Below are 3178 nucleotides of genomic sequence, written 5' to 3' on the forward strand. Positions count from 1 at the left end.
CATCCCATGGATGGTGGTGAGGATTTGAGATTTAGTAGAGAACTTGACACAGAATCCAACCGATTATATGGAATAATCCTACGTCATAAGGATAAAAGTTTTACTTTGGGTATACTCCATTTGGACGAGTATGAGATTTCAAAAAGAGAGTTGAAGACATTTGAAAGAATGCCAGATTATACTTTTATACAATATTTGACAGGTGGAAGTATATGGATCCGTTCGCCAGAAATAGAAATTGAAAAGTTCGGTACAAAAGTGATTCTATCCAATCAAATTACGAGTTCTCTCATGTGGTATGAAACCAAGATGGATAGTCTATTTATGAAATCATACGACAGTGAGCTTACTGCCAATGAAAAAGTGAAGGAGTATAAATTAGAACATGAAACTGTTGAGCATTTCGATGCTGAATTTTTAAAATTCCTTCAGGAAATCAATTTTATGCCGCCTTTTTGGGATGATAAAAATCAGGTTTTTTACAGGTTTTCCTACCAGAATATCTCGACCGAAAGTATAAATAATGTGGAAATAAAATCGAAGGTGTATCTAACAGCATTAGATAAAGATCTAAATATGATAGGCGAAACCTTAGTACCACAATTAACAAAAAAACCTGCAAAGCATTTTGCCAAGGACGGTAAAATCTGGATTTATGAGAATATCAATGATGAAATGGGGTTTGTGCTATTAACTATGTCAAAATAACAGAATATAGATTAGTAAAATTTTATAAATCTTTCATCGGTTTAATGGCTCTAAAAATCAGTCGCGATGAATGGTCACAGGCTCTGGGTGACCCAAATGTCCGGAGAATTTAACATTCAATAAATTCAAAAATCATGAAAAAGTTAAGTTTGGAAATGCTGAGGCTTACTTCCGATGAAGTGCTGGGGAGAAGTCAGATGAAAAAAATTACTGGTGGGTCTGGGAATTGTAAATGGATATGCACTTGTGGAAATGATGATCCAATAACCGTTTGGGATTGTAACTGGGATCCAACAGGGGTCTGTCCAGTGGGAGGTGGTTGTGTTCCAGCAAATTAAAATATATTGATTAAAGGAGTACCTTTTGGTACTCCTTTATTTAAAATTAATGAACTTATGCTAAATAAAAAGAAAATCCAAATGCATAAATTTTATTTGACTCTAACTGTTTTAATCTTGGGATGTAGTGAATACCAGGATACTGACTTGTTTTCGATCACCATTCCCAGCAAAACCGATTATCCCCTTCTCTTGTCTGAAATGGCAATCACAAATCAAAAATTACAATTGGAGACAAAGGGTGGAGCTTTTCTTGAATATATTTATAATGTAAAACTACATCAGGACAGGTTATTAGTCACGGATTCTAGGATTTCGATTTTTGATTTAGAGGGGAATTTTATCCAATTATTAGGGAGGCAAGGAGAGGGGCCAGGTGAGTATTATAGAGTAAATTCTATGGATATTGATGAAGTCACAGGAAATATTTATGTTTCAGGATACAATAAGCTTTTGGTTTATGGATCGGATTATGAGTTGATAGAGGAAAGAAAGTTAGAGTATCCCATAGGTTATTTGAAAATTTTGGATGGTAGCTTATGGATAGTTTCAGAGGAGATAGGAAAGAAGTTGGGGGATGATATTGCCAATCAGACGAATATTTACAAGCTGGATAATAATTTCGAAATATCGGATACCATTCCCTTTAGAACGATAGTTTTGGATCAAATACGAATTGGGGGATATAATTACAGATTTTGGTTGTCAGATATTGGTGAAGGATTATTTATGTTTATGCCGGTCCTTACCCCTGAAAACCTGATGCGGGACACCTTATATCAGGTAAAAGATAAAATTTTGAAACCTGCTGTAAGGTTCCATTTTGAGAGACCTCAATCCCTTGATGATAGAGAATACCAAACACTTTTGTTGTACAATATTGTGAATAGTTCCTCTTATTATGTGTTGGAATATGCTCAGGATTGGGAACGGTTTATGTTTTTATATGATAAGAAAAACCAAACCGGATATAACCTCAGTGAGGGATTGATCGATGAGGATGGTGATCCGGTGTTTTTAAGACCTATAGACTTAAAAAAAGACCTTTTTTACTATATCAAAAAAGTAGAATTCGAAGATAAATCAATTGAAGAAAAAAATCCCGTTATAGGAATTGTGAAGCTGAAATAAACCCGAATATGCTGATTCTTTTTCAACAATGGAATTAAATGAAGTTTTTGATTTTGTAAACCCCTTATTATCCCTTGAAACTCTTCCCCTTCTACAAACAACCCGACTCCAAGGACTGCGGACCTACCTGTTTGAGGATCATTGCCAAGAACTATGGAAAGCTTATTAGCCTGAGGGAAATCCGGGAGATTTCCGAGACTACGCGTGAAGGGAGTAGCTTGCTCAAATTGAGCGAAGCAGCCGAATCCATGGGATTCAAATCCATCGGTGCTAAACTGAATTATGAAAAGTTAAAGAATGCCCTGATGCCCCTTATAGTACATTGGGATAAACACCATTTTGTGGTGGTTTACCGCATCAGAAAGGATGTAGTCTTTATTTCCGACCCTGCTTTTGGCTTGATCAACCTTCCCAAGAAAGAGTTCATAGCCAGATGGATCGGAAACAATGCCGATGAAGGGACCAAAGAAGGAATCACGCTATTACTGGAACCTACCCCAGCTTTCAGGAAAATGAAATGGGAAGATAAAGAGAAACGTTCCCTTAGTTTCCTGTTCAAATATCTGTTCAACTACAAAAACCTGATTGCCCAGCTGGCTATAGGATTGCTTGTAGGCAGTCTGTTGCAATTGATTTTTCCCTTTCTGACACAGAGCATTGTCGACGTGGGGATCCAAAACCAGGATGTAGGGTTTATCTATTTGGTCCTTTTTGCCCAGATCATGCTGTTTTTGGGAAGGATGAGTGTGGAAGTGCTCCGCAGTTGGATATTGCTGCACCTGACCACACGGATCAATATTTCCCTTGTCTCGGATTTTTTTATCAAACTGATGAACCTGCCCATTTCCTATTTCGATACCCGGATGACAGGGGATATCATGCAGCGCATCGGGGACCACCGCAGGATAGAAAACCTGCTGACCGGGACCACCCTCAGCACACTCTTTTCTTTTTTCAATCTGATCGTTTTTGGTGCCGTGCTGATCTATTACAGCCTTACG

General features: G+C 37.6%; 4 protein-coding genes. All 4 read left to right on the forward strand.

Going from position 1 to position 3178, the window contains the following annotated elements; all coding sequences use genetic code 11:
* The coding region (locus tag ACEW8U_RS10270; RefSeq protein WP_373521950.1) for a DUF4221 family protein at positions 1 to 708 on the forward strand (708 nt) is incomplete at its 5' end.
* 134 nt (positions 709 to 842) lie between these two features.
* Positions 843 to 1046 (forward strand): hypothetical protein, encoded by a 204-nt coding sequence (locus ACEW8U_RS10275; protein ID WP_373521951.1) that lies wholly within the window; start codon positions 843 to 845, stop codon positions 1044 to 1046.
* Between the two features lie 81 nt (positions 1047 to 1127).
* Entirely contained in the window at positions 1128 to 2177 is a 1050-nt protein-coding gene (locus ACEW8U_RS10280) for a 6-bladed beta-propeller (protein WP_373521952.1), read from the forward strand.
* A 74-nt stretch (positions 2178 to 2251) separates the two neighbouring features.
* The coding region (locus ACEW8U_RS10285; RefSeq protein ID WP_373521953.1) for a cysteine peptidase family C39 domain-containing protein at positions 2252 to 3178 on the forward strand (927 nt) is incomplete at its 3' end.

The sequence above is a fragment of the Aquiflexum sp. genome (assembly GCF_041751335.1).
In the GTDB taxonomy this organism is placed as follows: domain Bacteria; phylum Bacteroidota; class Bacteroidia; order Cytophagales; family Cyclobacteriaceae; genus Aquiflexum.

Coding starts and splice junctions, on each gene's coding strand:
- ACEW8U_RS10275 (WP_373521951.1), top strand. CDS start 843: ATGAAAAAGTTAAGTTTGGAAATGCTGAGGCTTACTTCCGATGAAGTG.
- ACEW8U_RS10280 (WP_373521952.1), top strand. CDS start 1,128: ATGCATAAATTTTATTTGACTCTAACTGTTTTAATCTTGGGATGTAGT.